General features: G+C 62.7%; 23 protein-coding genes. 5 read left to right on the top strand and 18 right to left on the bottom strand.

Annotation, left to right across the window (positions count from 1 at the left end; all coding sequences use genetic code 11):
* Positions 1–90: 90 nt before the first annotated feature.
* The 16 genes from ccoS to ABLE71_RS23435 all read right to left on the bottom strand — a co-directional run bounded on the left by ccoS (position 91) and on the right by ABLE71_RS23435 (position 15,624).
* Positions 91–240 (bottom strand): cbb3-type cytochrome oxidase assembly protein CcoS, encoded by a 150-nt coding sequence (ccoS, locus tag ABLE71_RS23510; protein WP_348785913.1) that lies wholly within the window; start codon positions 238–240, stop codon positions 91–93.
* Complete coding sequence (locus tag ABLE71_RS23505) at positions 237–2,465, bottom strand: heavy metal translocating P-type ATPase (RefSeq protein ID WP_348785912.1); 2,229 nt, start codon at positions 2,463–2,465, stop codon at positions 237–239. Before ABLE71_RS23505 ends, ccoS begins: the two co-directional genes overlap by 4 nt.
* Entirely contained in the window at positions 2,462–2,953 is a 492-nt protein-coding gene (locus ABLE71_RS23500; RefSeq protein ID WP_348785911.1) for a FixH family protein, read from the bottom strand. The genes ABLE71_RS23505 and ABLE71_RS23500 overlap by 4 nt, the downstream gene beginning before the upstream one ends.
* Positions 2,950–4,509 (bottom strand): cytochrome c oxidase accessory protein CcoG, encoded by a 1,560-nt coding sequence (gene ccoG, locus ABLE71_RS23495; protein ID WP_348785910.1) that lies wholly within the window; start codon positions 4,507–4,509, stop codon positions 2,950–2,952. Before ccoG ends, ABLE71_RS23500 begins: the two co-directional genes overlap by 4 nt.
* Before the next feature lie 157 nt (positions 4,510–4,666).
* Positions 4,667–5,530: a cytochrome-c oxidase, cbb3-type subunit III gene (ccoP, locus tag ABLE71_RS23490; protein WP_348785909.1), complete on the bottom strand. Its 864-nt coding sequence runs from the start codon at positions 5,528–5,530 to the stop codon at positions 4,667–4,669.
* A gap of 1 nt (position 5,531) precedes the next feature.
* Positions 5,532–5,684, bottom strand: coding sequence for a cbb3-type cytochrome c oxidase subunit 3 (locus tag ABLE71_RS23485; protein ID WP_348785908.1), 153 nt, complete (start codon positions 5,682–5,684; stop codon positions 5,532–5,534).
* A gap of 9 nt (positions 5,685–5,693) precedes the next feature.
* The gene (gene ccoO / locus ABLE71_RS23480) at positions 5,694–6,425 is read right to left on the bottom strand and encodes a cytochrome-c oxidase, cbb3-type subunit II (RefSeq protein ID WP_348785907.1); all 732 of its coding nucleotides are present in this window, start codon (positions 6,423–6,425) and stop codon (positions 5,694–5,696) included.
* A 9-nt stretch (positions 6,426–6,434) separates the two neighbouring features.
* A complete protein-coding gene (gene ccoN, locus ABLE71_RS23475) occupies positions 6,435–8,045 on the bottom strand; it encodes a cytochrome-c oxidase, cbb3-type subunit I (RefSeq protein ID WP_348785906.1) in 1,611 nt (536 codons plus the stop codon).
* Between the two features lie 287 nt (positions 8,046–8,332).
* Complete coding sequence (locus ABLE71_RS23470) at positions 8,333–9,445, bottom strand: glycosyltransferase (protein ID WP_348785905.1); 1,113 nt, start codon at positions 9,443–9,445, stop codon at positions 8,333–8,335.
* 67 nt (positions 9,446–9,512) lie between these two features.
* Positions 9,513–9,683 (bottom strand): hypothetical protein, encoded by a 171-nt coding sequence (locus ABLE71_RS23465; RefSeq protein ID WP_348785904.1) that lies wholly within the window; start codon positions 9,681–9,683, stop codon positions 9,513–9,515.
* Between the two features lie 20 nt (positions 9,684–9,703).
* Positions 9,704–10,474 (bottom strand): hypothetical protein, encoded by a 771-nt coding sequence (locus tag ABLE71_RS23460; protein ID WP_348785903.1) that lies wholly within the window; start codon positions 10,472–10,474, stop codon positions 9,704–9,706.
* 89 nt (positions 10,475–10,563) lie between these two features.
* The gene (locus ABLE71_RS23455; protein WP_348785902.1) at positions 10,564–10,845 is read right to left on the bottom strand and encodes a PqqD family protein; all 282 of its coding nucleotides are present in this window, start codon (positions 10,843–10,845) and stop codon (positions 10,564–10,566) included.
* Positions 10,842–12,077, bottom strand: a complete 1,236-nt coding sequence (locus tag ABLE71_RS23450) for a glycosyltransferase family 4 protein (RefSeq protein ID WP_348785901.1) — start codon at positions 12,075–12,077, stop codon at positions 10,842–10,844. The genes ABLE71_RS23455 and ABLE71_RS23450 overlap by 4 nt, the downstream gene beginning before the upstream one ends.
* A 34-nt stretch (positions 12,078–12,111) precedes the next feature.
* Positions 12,112–13,611, bottom strand: coding sequence for a hypothetical protein (locus ABLE71_RS23445; RefSeq protein ID WP_348785900.1), 1,500 nt, complete (start codon positions 13,609–13,611; stop codon positions 12,112–12,114).
* Positions 13,608–14,738, bottom strand: coding sequence for a hypothetical protein (locus tag ABLE71_RS23440; RefSeq protein WP_348785899.1), 1,131 nt, complete (start codon positions 14,736–14,738; stop codon positions 13,608–13,610). Before ABLE71_RS23440 ends, ABLE71_RS23445 begins: the two co-directional genes overlap by 4 nt.
* 376 nt (positions 14,739–15,114) lie before the next feature.
* Positions 15,115–15,624 (bottom strand): glycosyl transferase family 90, encoded by a 510-nt coding sequence (locus tag ABLE71_RS23435; protein ID WP_348785898.1) that lies wholly within the window; start codon positions 15,622–15,624, stop codon positions 15,115–15,117.
* 688 nt (positions 15,625–16,312) lie between these two features.
* Here ABLE71_RS23435 and ABLE71_RS23430 point away from each other — a divergent pair.
* Both ABLE71_RS23430 and ABLE71_RS23425 read left to right on the top strand, forming a co-directional pair.
* The gene (locus ABLE71_RS23430; RefSeq protein ID WP_348785897.1) at positions 16,313–17,128 is read left to right on the top strand and encodes a glycosyltransferase; all 816 of its coding nucleotides are present in this window, start codon (positions 16,313–16,315) and stop codon (positions 17,126–17,128) included.
* A 69-nt stretch (positions 17,129–17,197) separates the two neighbouring features.
* Positions 17,198–18,157 (top strand): glycosyltransferase family 10, encoded by a 960-nt coding sequence (locus ABLE71_RS23425; RefSeq protein ID WP_348785896.1) that lies wholly within the window; start codon positions 17,198–17,200, stop codon positions 18,155–18,157.
* A gap of 13 nt (positions 18,158–18,170) precedes the next feature.
* Here the strand turns inward: ABLE71_RS23425 and ABLE71_RS23420 are convergent, their stop codons facing one another.
* On the bottom strand, positions 18,171–19,109 hold the full coding sequence (locus ABLE71_RS23420) for a glycosyltransferase family 2 protein (RefSeq protein ID WP_348785895.1): 939 nt from the start codon (positions 19,107–19,109) through the stop codon (positions 18,171–18,173).
* A 35-nt stretch (positions 19,110–19,144) separates the two neighbouring features.
* On the opposite strand from ABLE71_RS23420, the gene ABLE71_RS23415 reads away from it, so the two are divergent.
* Positions 19,145–20,122, top strand: a complete 978-nt coding sequence (locus tag ABLE71_RS23415; RefSeq protein WP_348785894.1) for a hypothetical protein — start codon at positions 19,145–19,147, stop codon at positions 20,120–20,122.
* Between the two features lie 25 nt (positions 20,123–20,147).
* On the opposite strand, the gene ABLE71_RS23410 is transcribed toward ABLE71_RS23415, so the two are convergent.
* Positions 20,148–21,038, bottom strand: coding sequence for a GntR family transcriptional regulator (locus ABLE71_RS23410; protein ID WP_348785893.1), 891 nt, complete (start codon positions 21,036–21,038; stop codon positions 20,148–20,150).
* A 110-nt stretch (positions 21,039–21,148) separates the two neighbouring features.
* Between ABLE71_RS23410 and ABLE71_RS23405 the strand changes: the two genes are divergently transcribed.
* On the top strand, positions 21,149–22,201 hold the full coding sequence (locus ABLE71_RS23405; RefSeq protein WP_348785892.1) for an ABC transporter permease: 1,053 nt from the start codon (positions 21,149–21,151) through the stop codon (positions 22,199–22,201).
* Positions 22,198–22,950 carry an ATP-binding cassette domain-containing protein gene (locus tag ABLE71_RS23400; protein WP_348785891.1) on the top strand — a complete coding sequence of 251 codons (753 nt, stop codon included), beginning with the start codon at positions 22,198–22,200 and terminating at the stop codon, positions 22,948–22,950. Before ABLE71_RS23405 ends, ABLE71_RS23400 begins: the two co-directional genes overlap by 4 nt.
* Positions 22,951–22,986 lie beyond the last annotated feature (36 nt).

Below are 22,986 nucleotides of genomic sequence, written 5' to 3'. Positions count from 1 at the left end.
GACCGAAAGGGCGCAGTGGTTTTCGGATAAATCCGATGCTGAAACAAAGAGATAGAACGGCGAAGCGATTCCGATTGAGCGTTCGCCGCTCTAACGACGCTCGGGTTCATCCAGAAGGATGCGCTCGGCCGCGCCGTCGAGATCGTCATACTGGCCGCTCTTCAATGCCCAAAGGAAGGCGACCAAGCTTATGCCGCCGAGAAATAGCGCGACTGGAATGAGGTAGACGAGGATCGTCATGCCAGGGCCTCCCCCCGCTCGTTCCGCCCCGCCCAGGCGACGCTGCTTTTCCAGCCGGTCAGCCTCAATGCGTTCGCGATGACCAGAAGCGACGACGCCGACATCGCCACCGCGGCGATCAGCGGCGTCACATATCCGGAAATCGCGATCGGAACGGCGACGAAATTGTAGACGACGGCCAACGCAATGTTCTGCCTGACAAGCCGATCGGCCTTTTTTGCAACCGATATGGCGAGTGTGACGGCGGAGAGCCCGTTGTGCAGGAACACGAAATCGGCGGCATTCCGGCCGATGTCCGCCGCCGTGGCCGGAGCCATCGAGACGGACGCAGCCGCCAGCGCGGGGGCGTCGTTGAGGCCGTCACCTACCATCAAGACCTTTCTTCCCTGTGAGCTCAGTTCCGCTATGCGAGCGATCTTCTGCGCGGGCAGCAGGCCGGCAAGCACGTGACGGATGCCGAGTTGGCCGGCGACGGAAGCGCATTTGTCGACCGTGTCGCCCGAGAGCATTTCCACATTCATGCCAAGCCGCGCCAATTCGCTGACGGTCGTCTCGGCTTCCGGCCTGAGCGTATCGCTGAATTCGAACACGGCTTTCACGACACCCTGCTCGGCAAGCAGCGTTCCTTCAATGCCCGATTCCGGGGCGGCCCAGCTCCCTCGCCCGAGGCGCCAGGTCTTACCGTTGATTCGTGCCTCGATGCCGTAACCCGGAATCTCCTCCACGTTTTCAACCTGGACCTCGCCGGCCCGGCGCAGGCCAGTGATCGCCTGCGCAGCAGGGTGCCGCGAATAGGCGGCCAAGGCACTCGCCACCGACACCGCGTCCCTATCGAGGGTTTCGGCATTCGAGACTTGCAACGTGCCCCGCGTCAATGTTCCGGTCTTGTCGAACGCGACGGTGTCGACTTCCACCAGACGCTCCAGTGCGGCTCCGTCTCTCATCATGACGCCCTGCTCGAACAATCGGCGTGCGGCAACGACCTGAACGATAGGGACCGCCAGGCCCAGCGCACATGGACAGGTGATGATCAGCACGGCGATGGCAATCGTCGTTGCCCGGTGCCAGTCGCCAGTCATGGCGATCCATCCGAGCAACGTCAGCAATGCCGTGAGGTGTACGACGGGCGCATAGAGCGAGGACACCCGTTCGGCCAAGCGCCTGTAGCGTCCGCGTCCGCCCTCTGCCGCCTCCATCAGGCGCGTCATTTCCGCCAGGAAGGAGTCGGATGCCGGACGGACGGCCCGCACGGTCAGCGGACCTGTCAGATTGAGGACGCCCGCGCGGAGTTCCTCGCCGACGCCGATCGGATGCGGGGCGCTTTCACCCGTGGCGATGGAAGCGTCGATGTCGGAATGGCCCGCTTCGACGACCACGTCGACGGGAATGCGCTCGCCGGCCGCGATCAGCAGCCGGCTTCCCGCGACGATGTCCTCGACAGGCCGATAGGAGTGGCGCCCGTCCGCTTCGAGCAGCAGCGCTCCGCGCGGAGCCAGTCGCGCCAAGCCGGTGACGGCCGACCGCGCGCGCTCGCGCATCACATGGTCGAGCGTCCTGCCGATCAACAGGAAGAACAGCAGCGAGACCGAGGCGTCGAAGTATGCGTGCGGACCATGCACGACCGTCTCGTAGAGGCTCATGGCATAGGCGAGCGTGATGCCGACCGCGATCGGGACGTCCATGTTCATCCGTCCGTGGCGCAACGCGTTCCATGCCGAACGGTAGTAGATGCGCCCCGCGAATATGAGCGCCGGAATGGCAATCAGGGCCGAGATCCAGTGGAACAGGTCGCGGGTCGATCCTTCCGCCCCGGACCAGACCGAAACCGACAGCAGCATGATGTTCGCCGCGGCAAAGCCGGATATCGCGACCGCCTGGATCAGTTCGGACAGGACTTGGTCCCTTCCGTTATCCGGGCTGAACAGGTGCGGGACGTAGCCAAGCGACGCCAGCGACTGAACGATCGGCGGCAGGTCCGGACCCTGCCATTGTATCGTTACGCGTTTGGTCGAAAGGTTGACGCGCGCCGAGGTCACGTGATCCAGGCGCAGCAACGCCTTCTCCACAGTCCCGATACATGCGGCGCAATGAACGCCTGGAACCGACAGTTCCAGCTGGCGGCTTCCGTCGCCGAGCGGCCTGGCGGCCAGCGAAAGTTCGTCGGGTGTCGGAAGGGTAGCCTCGACACACAGCACTCTTTCAGCGTTCGGAGCGCAGCAGCTCATTGCATACTCCCCCCGACAACCTGGATTCTCCGTGTCTCCCGATAGTGGCTCGGAAGGCCCGCGTCCGCGTCGATCTGGACGATCCAGGCGCCGTCGGCGACCGCGCTCGTCGTGGCGTAACCATGGCTGTCTCTCGCCAGAGCGATCGTGTGATCTTCCCGGTCATCGACAGGTCGGCGGAAAGTGACTGCGACCGCCTCCAGCATGACTTCGTCGCCCCGCGCGTCGCTGATGGCGTAGTGGACCGTCCCGTTTTGGAGCTCGAAGCGGCCTGTCCATCCCAGCGCGGTCTGCGCCCGCGTCTCGGCCATCTTGGCGTTGAACTGCTGGCTGGCGACATAGGAGTTCTCGACCACGAGACCGGTCCAGCTCGAGCGTGCGAACCAGGCCATGGTGACGTTTACGGCGACGATGACGCCGAAGAAGGCGAGCATCGTCAGCAGCATATGGCGACCGGTGAAAGCGCCCTGGGGCCTGTCCGAAATCATCTTGTCTTCCCCGGCGCTTCGAAGGTGGCGGTGTAGGTGTCGGACTCGAAGCTCGACTTGTCTTCGACGACAAAGTTGAAAGTCTGCGATTGGCCTACGACGAGGTCGGCAGGCTGGCGGACATATACCTTGAGCGTCTTCAGGCGATCCGGCTCCACGTTGACCGCGAACGAGCGGTCTTCCGGCTGGTCAAGTCCCACCATGGTCATTTCCGCGCCTTTCAGACCCTGCAGCGTCACGATGATCGTGCGCGGCTCGGGGATCATGTTGAGCAGCTTGACCGTGTATCCGTTGCGGATCGAGCCGTCCGAGAGCGTGACGAACTGCGGGTTGCGGTCGTGCAGCACGTTGACCTGCAAGCGGTCGCGGGTGAGCAGACCGTAGACCAGAAGAATGCCGACAAGCGACCAGGCAGCGAAATAGATGAGTGTGCGCAGCCGGAAGATCTTGCTGAGGTGGAAGTGGGCCACCTTGGGCAGAAACTGTCGGTCCCCGTCACGGACGAGAGACGGCGTTATCGCTTGCGTACCGCCTGCCGTCGCAAGCGCCATGTTCTGTTCGTAGTCGTAAAGCGTCGCGTACGAGATCAGGCCGCGATCTAGCCCGAGTTTCTCCATGACCCCGTCGCAGGCATCGATGCATAGCGCGCAGGTGATGCATTCCAGCTGCTGGCCATCGCGAATGTCGATGCCCATCGGACAGACGGCAACGCAGGCATTGCAATCGACGCAGTCGCCGACGGGCTGGCCGGCGGCGATCGCCTTCTTGGTGTGGCGGGACCGGGGTTCACCACGCCAGTCATTATATGTGACGGTCAGCGAGTGCTCGTCGAGCATCGCCGCCTGGATGCGCGGCCAGGGACACATGTAGGTGCAGACCTGCTCGCGCATCAGGCCGCCGAAAGTGTAGGTCGTAGCGGTCAGGATCGCCACGGTGATGTAGGCGACCGGCGCGGCCCGGCCCGTGAAAATGTCGACGAAAAGAGTCGGCGCATCGGCGAAATAGAAGACCCAGGCGCCGCCCGTCGCGACCGCGATGACGATCCAGATGGAATGCTTGAGAATCCTCAGCCGAAGTTTTCGCAGCGACCAGGGGCCTTCGTCGAGCTTTATCCGCGCGTTGCGGTCGCCTTCAACGGAGCGTTCGACGACAAGGAAAAGATCGACCCATACGGTCTGCGGGCAGGTGTAGCCGCACCACGCGCGCCCCACGCTCGAGGTGACGAGGAAGAGGCCGAAGCCCGCCATGACGAGAAGGCCCGCGACGAAGTAGAACTCCTGCGGCCATATCTCGACGAAAAAGAAGTAGAAGCGGCGGTTGGCAAGATCGACCAGCACGGCCTGGTCGGGCGCGAACGGCCCGCGGTCCCAGCGGATCCATGGCGTGAGGTAGTAGATGCCAAGCGTGATCAGCATCACGATCCACTTGAAGCGGCGGAACTGCCCTTCGGCGCGCTTTGGGAAGATCTTCTTGCGTTTGGCGTAGAGCGGTTGTCTCACGCGCGGGGAATTTACCGCGGCGACGTCCACTCTTTCGACTTCTGCCGTATCGAGCAATTTCGTGCGCTCCTCGCCAGCGAGTCCGATGCCGGCATCCTTGCAGATCGCATGTGCAGGAGCGGGGTGCGTTGACCTGAATCAAACTGTCGAGCGAGGCCGGCGCGAACGCTCAGGCCCCGCTTGACAGTCCCCGCAGCGAGACTGCCCCCGTCCGCTACTCGCCTCCGCCAAGCGAATGGACGTAGACCGCCAATTCCTTCACGCTGACGTCGCCCAGCCGCGCATTCCAGGCCGGCATCGCGCCATGTTTGGGGCTGCGCACCTGGCTTTCGATGTCGGCTTCGGAATGAACGTAGAGCGTGATCGCGTCCGTCAGATTCGGCGCGCCGAGCTCGCGATTCCCCTTCCCGTCGTCGCCGTGACATACGGCGCAGTTCTGCGCGAAAATCGGCAGGCCAGCCGCAGCCTTGGCAGGGTCTGCGTCAAGCCCGGACAGCGACGCGGTGTAACTGGAGACTTCCGATATCTGGGCGGGCTCAAGCACATCCTTGAAGACGGGCATCTCGGAAACGCGGGTGTCGCCGTCACCGCCGAATCGGGCGCCGTGAGCGATCGTCAGCTGGATGTCGCTGATCTTGCCGCCCCACAACCAGTCGTCATCGTTGAGGTTGGGGAACCCTTTGGAGCCTTCGGCGCCCGAGCCGTGGCATTGGACGCAGTTGACCTTGAACTTGGCAGCGCCTGCAGCGGCCGCGAAGGTGCGCAGGCGTTCGTCCGCGAGAATCTCCTCGACCGACTTCGCCGAGATGGCGGTAACGTAATCGGACTTGGCCGCTTCAGCGGCGGCAAGCTCGTTCTTGACGTCTGTCCGGCTCGAATAGCCGAGGAGGCCGGCGGTGGCCGAGGAGACGAGAGGCCAAGCTGGGTAAGCGACCGTATAGGCGATCGCCCAGATGATCGTCATGTAGAAGGTCCAGACCCACCAGCGCGGGAGCGGGTTGTTCAACTCCTTGATGCCGTCCCATTCATGCCCGGTCGTGGAGACGCCAGTCGCCTCGTCGATGTGTTTCTCGGTCATCTCAGTCGTCCTTGAGAGGGATCTGTGCGGCCTCGTCGGCCAGTCGTCTGCTGCCCGGCCGAAACACGAAAACAGCGACTCCGACGAAGAACAGCGCCATGGCGAGCAAGCCCCAGCTGTCGGCGAAGTGGCGCATCGCGGTGTAGGTCTCCATGATGGTCTCCTAGCGCGCGTTCTTGACTTCGTCGTAGGTCGAGAAGTCGACCAGCGTTCCCAGCCCCTGGAGGTAGGCGACGAGCGCATCCATCTCGGTCAGAGCCTGCGGGTTGCCGTCGAAATCGCCGATCTTGACCTTCGGATAACGGGCTTCCAGCGCCGACGTGTCTGCGTTCGGATCGGCCTGGGCGAGAATGTCCTCGTCCGCGCTGGCGATCATCTCGTCGGTATAAGGCACTCCTATCCTGGCGTTCGCGGTAAGGTGAGTCGAGAAATCGCGGACGTCGAGCGGCTTCGCCTTGAGGAAGGCGTAGCTCGGCATCACCGATTCCGGAACGACGCTGCGCGGTTCCTCGAGGTGCTGGACATGCCACTCGTTCGAGTAGCGGTCACCGACCCGGGCGAGGTCGGGACCCGTCCTTTTCGACCCCCATTGGAACGGGTGATCATACATCGACTCGGCGGCGAGGCTGTAGTGGCCGTACCGCTCGACCTCGTCGCGGAAGGGACGGATCATCTGGCTGTGGCAGACGTAGCAGCCTTCCCGGATATAGATGTCGCGCCCCGCGAGCTCGAGCGGCGAATAGGGGCGCATCCCCTCCACCTTCTCGATCGTGTTGTCGAGATAGAAGAGCGGCGCGATCTCAACGATGCCGCCCACCGAAACCACGAGCAGGGAGCCGACCAGCAGCAGTGTCGCGTTCTTTTCAAGAATCGCGTGTTTGTCCATCAGTGCCATTGGAGGCTCCTATTCGGCAGGCTGCAGGGACGGCGCGCGCCCATCTGTGGGCTCTTCCTCGCGCTGGCGCCCGAGGATCGTCATGGTGATGTTGAAGGCCATGAGGAGCGCGCCCGAGAGATACATTGCACCGCCGATCGCGCGCATCACGTAGTATGGATGCATGGCTTGGACCGTCTCGGCGAAGGAGTAGACCAGGAAGCCCTGGTCATCGTACTCGCGCCACATCAGGCCCTGCATGACGCCCGACACCCACATCACGGCCGCATAGACGACGATGCCAAGCGTCGCGAGCCAGAAGTGCCAGGTGACCAGCCGCGTCGAGTAGAGCGCCGGGCGGTTCCAGAGCTTCGGCACCATGTAGTAGATTGCCGCGAACGAGATCAGGCCGACCCAGCCAAGTGCGCCGGAGTGGACGTGGCCGATGGTCCAGTCGGTGTAGTGGCTGAGCGAATTGACCGCCTTGATCGACATCATCGGGCCTTCGAAGGTCGACATGCCGTAGAAGGCGATCGCAGCCACCATCATGCGCACGATCGGATCGGTGCGGATCTTGTCCCAAGCGCCCGACAGCGTCATCAGACCGTTGATCATGCCACCCCAGGAAGGCATCCACAGCATGATCGAGAACACCATGCCCAGCGTCTGTGCCCAGTCGGGCAGAGCGGTGTAGTGGAGGTGGTGCGGACCGGCCCAGATGTACAGGAAGATCAGAGCCCAGAAGTGGACGATCGACAGTCGGTACGAATAGATCGGGCGGTTCACCTGCTTCGGCACGAAGTAGTACATCATACCGAGGAAGCCGGCAGTCAGGAAGAAGCCGACGGCGTTGTGGCCGTACCACCACTGCGTCAGGGCGTCCTGTACGCCGGCGAAGAGCGAGTAGCTACGCGAACCCGCAAGCGAGACGGGCATCGCCAGGTTGTTCACCACATGCAGCATTGCGATCGTCACGATGAAGGCCAGGTAGAACCAGTTGGCCACGTAGATGTGGGGTTCCTTACGCTTCAGGATGGTGCCCATGAAGACAATGAGATAGGCGACCCAGACGACCGTCAGCCAAAGGTCGACGTACCATTCAGGCTCGGCGTACTCGCGGCTCTGAGTGATGCCGAGCAGGTAGCCGGTCGCCGCCATGACGATGAAGAGCTGGTAGCCCCAGAACACGAACCAGACGAGGCTGCCGCCAAACAGGCGGGCGCGGCAGGTGCGCTGAACCACGTAGAACGAGGTGGCGAGCAGCGCATTGCCGCCGAAAGCGAAGACGACCGCCGACGTGTGCAGTGGCCGCATCCGCCCGAAGTTGAACCAGGGCTCGATGTTGAGATCCGGGTAGGCGAGTTGCAGCGCGACGACCACGCCGACAAGAAAGCCCACGATGCCCCAGAACATGGTGGCGATCGATCCGTAGCGGATCGGCTCGTCCATATAGGCATCGGGATCGACCGGCCCGGCGGGTGCGAAGCTGGTCCGGCGCATAAGGACGACGGCGCTGCCGGCGAGTACGAAAAACAGCACCCACATGTGCTGCCGGAAAGGTTCGTCCGCGGCGAAGGCGGCTCCCAGAAGGGCGATGAACGCGAAAATGCCTATGGCAACGATTTCGGTACCGTATTTCATCAGAGTCCCCACGCCGGAATATCGGGTCGAGGACTAGCTATGCTGGGCGGAGCCGGCATACCTTGATTCAGATCAAATGGCCTGAAACTGCCCGAGCAGCCCCGATGCAACGGAGCTGTCTGAGGTTATATTGAGTGTAACCCGGCAGGCGGGATGGATATATCGCGGCTATGGCGAGGAGATTCCCATGGCCGGGGCACAAGAGCGCTACGCCGGTCAACCGGCGGCGCGGTTGGTCGAACGCCAGATCCTGCAGTGGAACGTGACTGCTTCAGTGCTTCCGGCAATCAGGCGCTGGGCCCGGTCGAGATCCGGGCGTTGGCAAGGGCCGCCGCCACGGCTGCTCTCGCGCTATGCTGGCTGGGATCCGGAGCATATGCCGCGGCGGCCAGGAAGGCCTCCCTTGCGTCAGAGAACCGCTCAAGCCGGAACTGCGCCACGCCAATAAGGTCGTATGCCCACTCGCCAAAGATGCGCAGGTCATAAGCGACATCGGGGTCACAGAATTCCTCTGGATCGTCGAGCAACAGGCCCGACAGCAACGGCAGTGCTTCCGAATATCGTCCAAGATCGACCAGCGAGCGCGCTTTCAGCAAAAGCAGAGCGGGATCATCGGGCCGAATCGATAGACCTTCCTGGAGGACCGCCATGGCGTTCGATGGCTGGCGCGCCTCAAGATAAACACGCGCCAGCGCATGCACCGCCAGGTTTGCCTCGAGAAGCGCGCGCGATGTCCTGGTTCGCTGCGCCGTTTCTATTCCCGTGCGCAACGCCGCCTCGGCCTCGCGCGATTTGCCGACCGCGGCCAACGTCTCGCCAAGATGCCACCAGTAGTAGACCCTGTCGGGATCGTCATCCACCGCGCGCGCTAGCAACGGAAGATTGCGTCCATGCTTGTGGGACTGGTCGCCTTCATAGCCCAAATGCCGGAGCCCGAGCTCGGTCTGGCCGATGACGAGGCCATCGCTCTCGCAGACCCGCAACACGCTTGGCAGCACACGTTCGTGAATCCGCATCTCGAAGCGGATTCGGGGGTCGGAACGAAACAGGCGCAGCTCATTGTACGGAGAATAACCGACCTTGGGTCGGAACTTCATCATGAACGCGGCGTGCCCAGGAGCGGTTACGACGTCTCGCAACGCAGCTCCCGCAGCGGGGACAAGCCGCTCATCGGCATCGATGTAGAGAACCCAATCGCCGCTCACGGCATCCAGGGCACGATTGCGGGCGGCGGAAAAATCCCCGTCCCATTTGTGGTGGAGCAGGCGTGCTCCGAACGACGCCACAATCTGCGGCGTCGCATCGACAGAACCGGTGTCGACGACAACGACTTCGTCAACATGCCCGCGAAGTGATTCGAGACAACCGGGAATCATTGCGGCTTCGTCGCGTACGATCAATGCGGCAGATACCTGCAAATGACTCCCGCAGAGCCAGCGGTGTCGTCGGGGGGCCGGCAGGACTGTCCTAGGAGGTACTGCCGTTAGCCTGAGCCATGGCATCCATGCTCAGGCGCCCATCCATCGGGAACGAAGTGACCATGGGAACGGCAAAAGTGCCGACCAGCAGTCCCTTGACGACCTGACGGCGAGACGCAGGAACCTTACGCAGCAAGCTGTCGAGGCGGTCGTCGGTCATGGTCGATTATCTCCGTGAGGCTAGCTCTTTGCAGCTTGATCATGCAAATTCCTAGCTTGTTCCTTAGCGAATTCAGCCACTTTCCGCAAGTGCCGATGGGCATGGTCAAGGTTACCAGCCTGCAGGCGCCACAGTCCGGCATCGACACAGAGCTTTCGCAATCTGACCGCAGCCGGCCCTTGCTGCACAGATGGCATGAAAGTCGTCTCCAGCAAGCGCGCGAAGGCCTCGTCGCGCGAAAGCGGAGACAGAACCGACGACCCACCGAAATTCGGTTCGACGAAAACGAGATGATCGATCGGGACCTCGGCGATCGCCCAGCTTCCTCCCCGAAACGACGGTGAACAGGCATAGATCCGGTTGCCGGTCCAATCCGTCTCTGATGGCGATGAGCGTATCGCATCGCGCAACGCCGGAACCAGATCGAGGGAGCTCTCCTTTACATGAAGCCGCCGGGGCCTTGTGATGGCGCCGCTGTGCGTCACCACAACGTGCTCATCTCCTTCCACTGCAATTCCCTGTTCGATCAAGCTGAGCATCAGTGTCGTCTTACCGAACCCCTTGTCACCCAGGAAAACAAACCGTTGGCCTTCGATCGTGGCAATTGCCGCATGCAGGATCGGCGAACCGCGAGCGTCCTCAGCCAAGCCATTGGCGAGCAAGCGGAACACACCATTCATGATCGTGCCGATTGAGCCTTCGACGGCGGCGTGGCCGGGCAGTTCAATCCTGAAGAATCGGCCGAACGGCTCGACCGTCAGGTCAACCGCCGCAAGCGTTGCGTCCACCATGACCGGATCTGCCCCGACATATGACAGTGCGGCAAACGCTTGGTCGCTGTCTGTGTGAAGCCTGTACTCACGCGACAATGTGCGGACGACTATGGAGTGCACGGCTCGATCAGGCCTTCGGTGATCAGACTTGATACCGAAACCTTGAAATCCTCCAACGGCGCAGTATCGAGGTCGTAGGCAGCCTGGAGAATGTCGACGATCTCCTGGAGCGAATGCTCCCCGTCGCAAAGTTCGAGCACGGCGGCGGCAGTCGTGTTCAGGAAATGAACCCTGTCGGGCTTCGCCTGGTAGATCACATAGCCGTCGGGAGCCTGGTTGACCTCGAGATTTGGAGACTTCGCGAACCGCGCGGACATGTCGAGATTCAAGGCTGCGCTCCTGCACCGGAAAGATGACTGGCAAAATAGCTCCTGAGCGCTGATACCATTGCCGGCCGGGAATGGCGAGCCACAACAATCTCCCTGGCGGCAGCGGATCTGCGCATGGCCTCCGCCGGTTCCGCCCATATCGCGACACATGCTTCCACGATCGCTTCGGCCGTATCGGCGACCCAGATTTCGCTGCCGTCATCGAGCCCGGAATTCTCGGCGCCCGCCGACGTGGCGACGATCGGCACCCGATAGGCGGCGGCTTCCAGCAGCTTGATGCGCGAGCCTCCGCCTGCGCGTATCGGTACGAGGGCAATGCTGGCGCGCGCATAAAGCGGCGCGAGATCAGTCACGTCTTGGAGTAGCTGCACGCCAGTTTGTTCGGCCAGGGCGAGCAGCCGCCTGGACGGATTGCGCCCGACCAAGGTCATGGATACCGCGGTTCCGCAACGATTTATCAGTTGTGGAAAAACCTCTTCTAGAAGCCAGCAAGCGGCGTCCAGATTGGGGAAATATCCAAATCCGCCGACGAAAAGCAGAGTGCGGTCCGGCGGCTCCCGCGAGGCGGCAGGCGGAATTGCGACCGTGTTCCCGGCGATCAGCGGTCGAACACGGTAGCGTTCTGCAATAGCGTCGCGCTCCCGCTCTGTTGCTATGAAAGACAAGTCGGTCCGCGGCAGCCAGATCTCGATCAGACGGTCGAATGCCCGCGCTTCGGCCTCCAGCCATTTTGCCCTGAAATCGTCGCCGCGGCGCGCATGCAACGCGCCGATCCGGCGATGAGTCTCGGCATCGTCTTCATCGAGGTCGACAGAGACCGTTGGCTTTTGTCCGGGCGACCAGATGCCAGCGGCAGGCAGCAGGTAGGAACGTGCGAGATGAACCAGATCGAAGCCGCGCTCGGCGGTCAGCACCTGGATTTCACGCAACACGGGAACGGACAGGAAGGCCGACAGCGATGGCTTTCCGTAACGAATGAACGCCTCGGCCCGAGCCTGCGGATCAGCCATGCTTGCCACGATCGAAAAGTGTGTTTCAGCACGCCCCACAACCGGGACTATGTGCGGGCGAACGCCAAGGCGACGGCAAAGCGCACTCTCGGCCTCGGCCGTGCCGAACATCGGCAGCAGGATCACATCGAGTTCGCCAAGGCTGCTCAGCGCTTCGAGAAAGACGCCGACCCGCATCGCCAGGCCGTTACCGGCATCGTCCGGCATCGTCGGTGCGATCAACAGAGATTTCATATGCTGGCAGCCGGCGGACCCATCAGGGGCGGACGTAGTATCGCGGGTCAAACAGGATTTCGGGACGCGGGCGCACGTCGCGGCGTTCTGGAAGCTTGGCGAGAAGGCGCTTCTGATCGGCGGCAAGTCGGAGCAGTCCGTCGCGGACGGTGCTGTCCAACTCCTCGCCGGCGGAGGCATAGTCGGCGACTTCGTCCGCAAGCCCCGGGTCCAGCCTGCAGAGCGCCTTCAACGCCATGCTCAGTTCCTCCTCCCCCTCCGGCGTCCATCCACTGTCGCGCAGCACCGCCTGGCAAAGCGCGCGTGCAAAGGTGTATTCGCGACGCCTGCCGGTCTCGATGGACCGGCCCGTGGCGGTAAGGCTGGTTGCGCGGCGCGCACTGCCTGCTTCCAGCCAGTGATCGTCGTCCCGCCGCTGCAATTCGCATGTCACCTGATGACGATCCATGATCCGAAGCGCGAAGCAACCCGGCTCGGTCTCGACGACATGCCAGGTGTCGTGCTCGAAATCGCGTCCCTTGCCGATCTGGTTGTAGGCGAGCAGCTCGATTTCGCGATCCTCCTCGCCGGGCCGCGCGGCGATGAACAGCCGGCCTTCCATCAGCTGTTCCATTCGCATCGCCGCCGGCGATCTGGCCGGCGGCTCGAATATGCGCCCGTTCCATATCCTGCGCAGCTCGTGGAGAGCCTCTTCGCAGGACGCCCCGTGGACGAAACCTTCCGCCTGCACCTGTGGGCCGCCATACTTCCATTTGCCATTCGTTCGATGCTGGAAGACGATCCTGCCGCCGAAATCACGCTGGTACAGAACGTATCGATCGGCGATGGGCCTGTGCGGCATGAGCTGATATTGCGCGCTGGCGAGGAGCCAGGCGACGAGGAACGTGTCCTTGTCTCCATAGATCAGCCTGTAATAGCGATCCGCATCCTCATTGAGACGCAGGACCGTTGCCAGGGCGTCGCCATGGCGGCTCTTGTCGATGAGCATCTGGCCCGTTTCGAACGACGTCCGCTGCATGGCCGGCAGGCCAAGTTCCTCCCAGATCGGATTGGCTTGCGCGATATCGAGCAGATCCGGCCAGAAGACGGCGCCGGTCGTGACGAATTCCGGCCGATCGAACAGGAACGCCGGATCGACAGCCGGCACGTTGTCGGCATCGAGCATCAGCACTTCGCGAAAACCGGACATGATCAGCGCATAGGGCTTCAGCTGCCATCCATCGGCAATCCGTGCCGGAAAGCGCAAAAGAACGTCATGCGCGTCCACGACCTTCGCGCCAAGGTTCTCCAGCATGCCGCGCATGCCGGTGGACATTTCTCCCCGGCCCAGATGCCAGACTTCAACGGGGAGTTCGCATCCCAGCACCCTGCGAAGCTGCCACACCAGCACCCAGGCGTTGGTGAACATCCGGACGCCGCCGGCGCAGATCACGATCCCGCGCCCCGTTCCGGGGAACTCCTGTCTGTCCAGCCATTCCCGCTTCGGCGCGGCGTTGGCGATCGTATCCGGGTGATCGGTCATTCGTGGTGCAGCACTTCATAGTCAGGCAGGCCCCAGCATTGAATACCCATGTCGCTGGCCATGATGCCGAAACCTTCCGTCTCGATTTCGCCCCTGCCCCAGACCGGATGACTGTCGCGGATTCTTAGATTGTGCACGCCGTAGGGAAATGGCGGGAAAATCAGGCCGTCGCGATGCCTGTCGGCGCGCACCAGCAGCACCGTTCCGCCGACGGTGTCGAGCCGCACCGGCGCGTTGGCGCCGCGAAGATCGCTCATATGGAGCTTGCCCTTGTCCCGCCAGGCGTTGAGGTCGAAGGTGGGGCCGCCATATTGCTGCACGCAATGGGCATGAACGACGTCTCTTTCGGCCGACAGCAACGTTTCGACGAGATCGGCGGGATAGTCGATGACATCCACGTCAAGCCACAGGACCCAGGATTCGTCGTCAAGCGCGCGCATGAGCAGATGATTGCGGCTGCGCGCCAGCACGGCGCGGCGTTGCAGTTGATAGGCGTCCGCCCATCGGGCCACCGTAGCGGGCATCTTGAAGCCGAAGTCGCGTTTGCAGAGCGTAACCCGGTTGAATCGTTTCTCCAGTCGCGCCTGAAGACTGCGCAGATGTGCGAAGGTCCCGTCCGTACTGTCGCTTTCCAGCATGCCCAGGGACAGCAGTTCCCTCGCGTAAGACAGGCGCTCCAGACCTTTCAGATAGGTCTCGATATGGGATGCGGCGTCCTTGACGGGCGTCAGGATCAAAATCGAGGGATTGCCGGTGTCTTGGCTTGTGATCAATGCATCTTCCCAAATTTCGGACGCCAAGGAGGCCAGCACGTTCGGCGATTGACGGGAATACGTGCTGCTGGCGGATATCAATGTCAACCGAGTCCCCGACCTGCGGAGGTTTGGGGCGGAGGTTTGGGAAGGTGCTCGCCGCTCGCGGACCGTATTGCCGCCATCGGTCGCCGGCTCGGCCTTGGCCGTAGGGCGCGTTTCACCATTGCCACGCCCGCCGAAGCGTCTGGCCTTTGTCAAAGAACGCTCCCTGCCTTGGCAAGGAGAAGTCGGGAAGCGGGGCGCGTTGGCCGAGCCTCTCAGACTAATTTCAATGGCGCAGCTTCCCGCGCCCCGCCGGCGTTCTTTGGCCATTCCACTCCCTGCCTATAGGACCTTCCGGTCACGCGATCCGCTTGGAATGCCGGGATCGCGGCTCTCGACCGGTGGTTTCTACTTGCCGGCGTCTGGACATACCCACGCCTTGTCCCCGTCGCTCTCGCGCGGGGAGTCTGGAGCTCTGGAACGACCCTCGGCCTCCACGGCCACGTTAGCCGTATCGCCCGAGCGCCGGTTCCTCCCCACAGACCACCGTCATGACCGGCGTTCCCGCAGGAGAAACTGGTGGCAGTATCGCCCTCGTGGCGTAGGCGTGAATAAACAGGCCCCAGTTTCTTTCGAGGTCGAACGAAATCAAAGGGTTGTCGGGAAAGAGTTTCAACACTTTCCACACTGCTGACCCTCGGCGGATTCAATTGGCGCCCAACCGCTCGTCGAGTGTTTCGACGGCGCGCTTCATTTCGGTGGCGAAGTCACGGCGTAGGGCGAAGTCACGTCCGGCGGAGGCGATTTCGGCGCACTCCGCGTCATGCGTCCTACACCAATCGATCTTCTCCCTGAGATCCGACAGATCCGCTTTCACCGGAACGAAGTGCTGCCAAGGCGTCAGCGCGTCGTAGTACCACTGTCGATAGCCGAACGGAGATGCGATCTTTATCACGCAGCATCCCGCCAGAAGCCGGGTGAAGAGATTCGTCCAGGCATTTGTATTTCCGTCGATGTCGATTGCGAACTTTCGGACAAGCCACGTCATCGGATCGATGTAGCCCGCCAGAATTCCGGCCCGTTCGAGCCGCAGCCGGTCATGCCGGGGATCGGCGCTCTGGGCGATCCCGGCAAATTTCGCATCGACCCCAGGCGTGGCGCGCAGAATCAGGCACATCCGCGTGCGCTGCAAAAGCCCGTCGTCATCCAGCGTCATTTGGGCGCCGCAGATACGCCCGCTTCCGGTCGTCGTGCCGCGCCAGACAATTGTTTCCTCGCGCACGGCCCAGCCGGTCCGCCAGGATTCGCTCGCCGTGCGGTAGGAAGCGTAGCCGCGGGTCTGGTAGAAGAAAGGATCGGGAACAAGAATTGCGTCCGGCCTGTTTGCACAGAAGACGATCGTTCCCGGCCGGCCTTCTTCGCCGTCCGAAACATTGCCAAGCGCCGCCGACGCTCGCGAACGCCAAAACGGATCGATAATCGCCGACGCGCGATCACGGAAAACCTCCGCCAGTTCAGCGTTGTCGAGCACGGACCGGAAATTCAATGCGACGTCGACATCCCGGCCGCTTCTGGTAAGCGCGAGATCGTGCGCCAACCCACCATTTGAGTCACGAATGTGCAACGCGCCGATCGATACCCCGGCCTTGCCAAGGCGCCGGACGAGACGGCGCTGCAGGCGGCGCCGATGTATGGCCCGGACAACCGGGCGAATTGCGGTCCCGATCACCTTCAGCCTTCTGGTGCGGTGCAGACTTCGCGAATGGAAGCCGAAGTCGGGATCGTTTGCAACAACGCGCCATCAACCAAGAGCGACCCCGCCTTTCCAAACGCTTGCTTGCCCTGCGCCCTGTTTGCGATGATGTTGCTTGCGGATGTTCGGTCGGGGAAAGCACCGGGAACGCATGCACAAGGATACGCGCGATATCATCGCCATCCCGACCTTCAACAGGATTCGCCATCTGGTGGCGTGCCTCAGATGCCTGCGGCAGGCCAGAGGACTTGAGCGATACCGCGTTTTCGTTCGCGACGATGCGAGCAGCGAGTTCGGGGCGGACGAGATCGCCCGGCTCATACCGGAGGCCACGAGCATCGAACGCAACGTGGTCAATCTCGGTCCCGACGCCAACCAGTTGCTGCTGTTTCGGGACTGCCTCGAGGCTGGCGCGCGACGCATCCTCGTACTTGACAGCGACATGCTGGTATCGCCCTCGATCCTGGAGTTCACCGAACAGGCCTTCGAGCGCACGGGCGGCTTCCTCGGCCTCTACAATTCATTGTTGCACGGCAAGCGGCGCGACATGGATTGCGACCTGATCGAGAAGTGGAGCGTCGGCGGGACCGCCACGTGCTGGGAATCCGGCCTGATGGGTCGTGTGATCGATCGCTGCGAACGCGATCTCACGCAGACATGGGACTGGATCGCGAACGCCGAACTCAACGAAACCCGGACGCCAATCATCGTATCACGGCGATCATATGCCCAGCATCTAGGGATCATGGGCGTGAACAACGGCGTCTTCGGCAAGATCGACTACGGCCTGGGGTTCATTATCGAAACAGATGATCAGGCGCGCTTCATGGCCGAGACCTTCGACGATCTCATGTCCCGCCAACGTCAAGTCGCCGCCTCGAAACGGAAGACAAAGCTGAAGGCATGGTACAAGCCTCGTTTCCTGGAGGTGCTGAAAAGGATTAGGCAGCGGCCGGACGATGCCTAGGCCCCCTCATGGCGATCACCTGACCCAGTGCGTCGACACGGCGTTTCCGAAGGCATACGGGGCACGAATATGAGCCTCCTGCCCCGCGCGCCTGACAACGGCAAGCCGGTCATCCTGTTCTACAATGATTTTTTCGGGCGCCCTCCCGACACGCAGTCGCTCGCCCACATTGAGAGTTGCACCTTCAGTACCGACAGAGGGGATTTGTCCAGAGCTGCCGCGGTGGTCTTCCACATACCGTCGATGCGCAAGCCAAAGCTCGTCCGCAAGCGGCGCGGGCAGTTGTGGGTCGCCTGGTCGATGGAAAGCGAGATCAACTATCCCCTGCTCGCCGACCAACAGTTCATGCGGAACTTCGACCTGACGATGACCTATCACCAGTCGGCCGACATCTGGTGCCCGTATCTGCCCGACATATCCGCTTTCGAGACGGCGTTGGCGGCGCCGATCCCACACAAAAATGCCGGTGTTCCGCTCGTGATGTTTCAGTCTTCGCCGATGAACCGAAGCGGCCGCAATTCATTCGCCCTCGAACTCATGAAACACATCGGCGTACACTCCTACGGCAGTTTTCTGAAGAACCGGCCGCTGACGATCGAGGACCGTGGCCACGAGACAAAACTTTCGGTCATCGGAGCCTACAAATTCTGCATCGGCTTCGAGAACTCAATTGCCCCGGATTATGTCACGGAAAAGTTCTTCGATCCGTTTTTGGCGGGGACGGTCCCAGTCTATCTCGGGGCGCCCAACATCGACATGTTCGCCCCAGGCGAGAACGCCTTCATCGACGCGTCCAAGTTTTCCAGTCCGTTGCAACTCGCTCAGTTTCTGGCGCAGCTCGACAGAGACGAAGAAGCCTATCGCCGATACTTCAAATGGCGGGAGAACGGGTTGTCGGCGGAGTTCCAGCGACTGCTGTCGGCAGCCTCCGGGGAGCCGTTCCGCCGCCTGGCCGAGATTGTTGCGGCACGGCGCGCGGCGCCGGCGCGCCACTGGGGATGGCCATGGAGCCGCAACCGCGCAAGCTGAGCCCAAGATCTCATCATGTTCCGTACAAGAGTTGGCCAAGCCGGCCGAGCACCCCGGAAAGCGCGGGACCCGAATGCCTGATGCGCTTTTTCAACTGTCTTGCGCGACGCGCGCATTCCGCGGCGATCTCCGCCTCGCCACGCCGCCTTGCCGTTGCTTCAAGCTTCTGGAGCCAAGCCCTTGCGGCATTCAGCCGATCTGGCCCTGCGATGTCGCGATCGGATGCATAGTCGCAATGCAAGGCCATTTCCGACGGGGTCGGGTCGATGCCGAGACGATGCAGAGCGCGCATCCGCACGCCGTCTGCCACTTTGAGCTGCTGCTCGCCATAGAGGGCGCTCACCTGGTTGGGATGATGGCGATAGAAGAGCAGATATTCGGGGATATTCGCAAATGTGGTTTTCGTACACGCCCGTTCCCACAGATCGTAGTCTTCCGCATGAGTGGCCGTTTCGGAATATCTCAAGCCGGCAGCGTCGAGCTGCTGCAGATCGAACATCACGGTCGAGTGCGCGAAAGGACTTCCAAACAGCGTTGTGGCGCGCAAGCTCTCGTGATCGAGAGGCAAACGAACGGCGGCAGGCGAAGAGCCGGCTTCCGTTTGTATGTACCAGGATCCGCAAATCCCGACTTGCGGATTGGCCTCCATGAAAGCCAGCTGGCGGGACAGCCTGGACGGCGCTGCAATGTCGTCGGCGTCCATCCGGGCAACGAATCTGGTATCCGCATGATCGAGGCCCCAGTTCAACCGGGAGGCAAGGCCGCGATGATGCCCGTCCTGGATGATCTCGACCCGTCGGTCGGCCAGCCTGCCGGCGATTTCCAGGCTGTCGTCATCGGACCCGTCGTCGATGATCACGAACGTGAAGTCGCGTTCGCTTTGCGTCAGGATGCTGGTGATGGCGCCTGCAACGAAGGCGCTGGCATTGCGCATCGGCATCAGAACCGTCAACCGTCCGCTGCTGTATCGGCTCAACTCGAAACCCCATGATCGCAAATCCACCCAGTTGGGCCAACATCTACTTCGACCCGAAGGAAATCGCCAGCCGCGCCCATTTCGCCACCGAGCATGGTCAGATCGATGCGTGGTTTCGCCAGACGCCCGGCCAGGACGGCATCTTCGGGCGTACCGCGTTTGCCGAGGAGGCGTCTGGTGATCCCGGCGAATGGCTGGTCGTCTGCGACGAACCGCCGGCTGGCCTGCGCACCCGCATCCCCGTGGAACGGCGTGTCTTGTTTCTGGGCGAGCCGCCATCGATCAAGATCTACCCGACCCCCTATCTCAACCAGTTCGGTCTGGTCGTCGGCCCCTTCGCGTTGCCGGGATACGAGGGTTGCCACATACGCCAGCATGCATCCCTGCCCTGGCACTACGGCCGATCGAGACCATTTTCATGGCGCGAACTCGCCGCGGACAAAGTGAAGTCGCGCACCATCTCGGTCTTTTGCTCCAGCAAGAAGCTCACTGTGCAGCAGGCGTTCAGAATCCGTTTCGTCGAAGCCTTAAAGGCACATTTCGGCCCCCGCATCGAGCATTTCGGACACGGTTTCAGGCCGATCGAGGAGAAGGCCGACGGGCTGTCGCCGTTTCGCTACACGATCGTTCTCGAGAACAATCTGACCGAGGGGTTCTGGACCGAAAAGCTGGCCGACGCCTATCTCGCAGGCTGCTTCCCGATCTATGCCGGCGGAAAGATTCCGGCTGAGGATTTCGATCCTCGGGCACGGCTCGACATCGACGTGTTCAAGGTCGGCGATTCCTTGCGCGCCATCGAGGACCTTATCGGCACCGCCGATTTCGACGCCCTGAGCAATTCTGTCCGCGAACAGCGGCGGCGCGTCATGCTGCAGCACAATCTGTTCGCCGTTGCCGAGCGCCTGATAGAAGTCCGCAGGGACCGCGCCGGGCTGCTTGCCCGCCCGGCCAGCGTCCTGCGCTCGCAGGATGCCCGACTCACACCTTGAAAGCGGTGAGCAGCGCGCCTGATGCCTACTGTAGCGAGGTCGAACGCAGCAGCGTCTCGCGTGCCGACGCAAGGTGGGCGCGGCAGGCGAGCTCGACCATGCTCGCGTTGCGGCTGACCAGCGCGTCGATATAGGTCAGGTGTTCGCGGATCGCGGCCTCGTTGCGCTGCCGCTCGTCATGCTTGTTCCACTGGTAGTGGTAGTGGAAGATCAAGGTGATGATGTCGTAGAAGCTGTCGATGAAGCGATTGGGCGCGGCCGAGCTGATCAGGCGGTGAAAGCGGCTGTCGAGGTCGGAGAAGTCGTGGTAGCGCTCGTCGATCTCGTTCAGCAGCTGAACGTGCTCGCGCCGCAGCGCCTCCAGTTGCGTCCAGTGCGGCGACGAGTCCGGCATGGCGGCCAGCGCGCGCGCCGAGCGCAGCTCGAACATCTCGCGGATCTCGAACAGCTCCAGCGAGAAGCTGTTGGTGAAGCCCTTGAACACCCAGCCGGCATTCGGCCGCTTCTCGATCAGTCCGAAGCGCTGGAAGCGGTTCAGGAATTCGCGGATGCCTGTTGTGGCGACGCCGAACTTGCGCGCCAGCTCCAGCTCGTTGATGGCCGTGCCTGGCCGGGCACTGTCGCGCAGCATCCACTCCATGAAGCGCTCCTCCACCTGCGCCGCCGTCGGCACCGTCTCGGAAAGCGGATAGCGCCGCATGGCGTCGCCGGGCGGGCTGACGTTGCGATGGCGCCCGTCACCGGTCACCAAGCCGCCGCCCTTGAGCGCGGCGATGACCTTGCGCACCGTCGTGCGGCTCACGCCGAGCTGCACGCTCAGCGTATTCTCGGACGGCAACGGCTCGCCCTCCGATAACCGCGAGACAAGGTCGAGCGCATCGTTGAAGGCGCGCTTGAATACAGTGTCGGTCTTCACGATCCACCCCGCAATGCGTCGGTAATGCATTTTAATCGATAAAAAACAATTTGACGAGCGGCTTCGATCAGGTTTTTCTCTATAAGAAACATAAGTGGGAGGAGCTTGTCGTGGCCGAAGCGACCAGGCAGCCGGACGTCGCGTCCGGCGCCGAGGCGAATCTGCGCGCCATCAAGGGCGCCGGCGCCGTGTCGCTCGGCCTGAGGCTGCTCAATTTCGGCCCGCTGCTGATCCTGGTCCTTCTTGTCGTCGGTATCAGCCTGCTGACGCCGAATTTCCTCAAGCCCGGCAACATCGGCAACATCCTCGCCCAGACCGCCGTCATCGCCATCGTCGCGATGGGCCAGCAACTGGTCATCCTGACGCGCGGGATCGACCTTTCGGTAGGCGCCAACCTGGCGCTTGCCACCGTCGTCGGTGGGCTGGTCTACCGCTGGGCCGACTCTTCCGCGCTAGTCATCCTGGCCATGCTGGCAACCGGCGCGCTCGTCGGCTTCGTCAACGGCGCGGTCTATGTCTTCGGCCGCCTGCCGCATCCCTTCATCATCACGCTGGCGACGCTCAGCATCTGCAAGGGCCTGGCGCTGGAACTGGCGATCAACCACACGACCATGCGCGGCATGCCCTCCGCGGTCACCGCACTCGGCGAAACCTCGGCGCTTGGCGTGCCCAACTCACTCTTCGTCGTCGTCGGCATAGCGCTGATAGTGCTGGTGATGACCAAGTCGATGGTCTGGGGCCGCTGGACCTACTCAGTCGGCGGAAATCCCACGGCGGCTGTCGAGATGGGAATACCGGTCAAGTGGGTGCTGGTCGCGACCTACGTCTTCGCCGGCCTGTGCGCCGGCATCGGCGCGGTGGTCCTGGCCGGGCGCACCGGCGCCGGTTCGCCGCTCTACGGCAATCTCCTCGAGCTCGACACGATCGCCGCCGTGATCATCGGGGGCGCGTCATTCCTCGGCGGGCGCGGCCATCTCGGCCACGCGCTGATCGGCGCCGTGATGATCGGCGTCATCCGCAACGCGCTCAACCTGCTCAACGTCGGCGTCTTCTACCAGATGATCGCCATCGGCCTGATCATCGTGCTGGCGGTCGAGGCCGACGTGCTGCGCAACCATCTGGAAGCGCGCGCCCGCGTCAACCAGGCGAGGGCCGCGCAATGAACGCGCCCGTTCTCACGGTACGCGGAGCGCACAAGCGCTTCGGCGCCGTGCATGCACTGAAGGGCGTCGGACTGGAGGCCTGGCGCGGCGAAGTGCTGGCGCTGCTGGGCGACAACGGCGCCGGCAAATCGACGCTGGTGCGCTGCATCAGCGGCGTGCACGCGCTCGACGAGGGCGAAATCCTGCTCGACGGCGAGGCCGCCGCGATCGGCACCCCCTCGCTTGCCCGGCAGGCCGGCATCGAGACGGTCTATCAGGACCTTGCGCTGTTCGACAATCTGACGCCCGCGCAGAACTTCTATTGCGGCCGCGAACTCTCCTGGCCCGCATGGCTCCCGCGCGGCATGCGTTTCCTGAGCGCCAAGGCGATGGACCGCGAGGCAGCCGCCGTGATTGAGCGGCTCAAGGTCAATTTGCCGAAATTCGACGCGCCGGTGGCGCTGATGTCGGGCGGGCAGCGGCAGGCTATCGCGGTGGCCCGCGCCACCGTATTCGCCCGCAAGGTCGTGATCCTCGACGAGCCGACCGCCGCGCTCGGCGTGCGCGAGTCCCGCAAGGTGCTCGACCTCGTGCGCCAGCTTCGCGACGAGGGCAACGCGGTGATCCTCATCACCCACAATATGGAACAGGTCATCGAACTCGCCGACCGCGCGGTGGTGCTGCGGCAGGGCCGCAAGGTCGGCGAACTCAGGCCGGAGCGGGCGAACCAGCAGGAGCTGGTGTCGCTCATCGTCGGAGCGGAGGCCTGACAGGAATTCGCCTCGCGAAAGCGGCGGCGATGGGAG

It is taken from the genome of Mesorhizobium sp. KR9-304, assembly GCF_040049215.1.
Lineage (GTDB): Bacteria > Pseudomonadota > Alphaproteobacteria > Rhizobiales > Rhizobiaceae > Mesorhizobium_K.
This window is presented reverse-complemented; position numbering and strand designations above follow the sequence as displayed.